2 tRNA genes are annotated in these 308 nt (G+C 52.9%); both read left to right on the forward strand.

The features are described 5' to 3' along the window. Positions 1-76 (forward strand) — tRNA-Gly (locus RTW80_RS28455). 157 nt (positions 77-233) lie between these two features. After that, a tRNA-Gly gene (locus tag RTW80_RS28460) sits at positions 234-306 on the forward strand. Positions 307-308: the final 2 nt, after the last annotated feature.

Here is a 308-nt window from a genome sequence, read left to right on the forward strand (position 1 = left end):
GCGGGAATAGCTCAGTTGGTAGAGCACGACCTTGCCAAGGTCGGGGTCGCGAGTTCGAGTCTCGTTTCCCGCTCCAAAATTTGAAAAGTGCTGCAAAGCACAGACCACCCAATCGCAGTATTTCGAATTGCGACAAGGCGGCAACTGAACGAATCCTTGGGAACTTACAAAAGTATGTGACTAAGGTGAGTGAAGGCAGCCAAGGCAGTAGCGGTTCGAAAGACGAAGATTAAGCGGGAATAGCTCAGTTGGTAGAGCACGACCTTGCCAAGGTCGGGGTCGCGAGTTCGAGTCTCGTTTCCCGCTCC

The organism is Escherichia sp. AM3 (genome assembly GCF_032029835.1).
In the GTDB taxonomy this organism is placed as follows: domain Bacteria; phylum Pseudomonadota; class Gammaproteobacteria; order Enterobacterales; family Enterobacteriaceae; genus Escherichia; species Escherichia coli.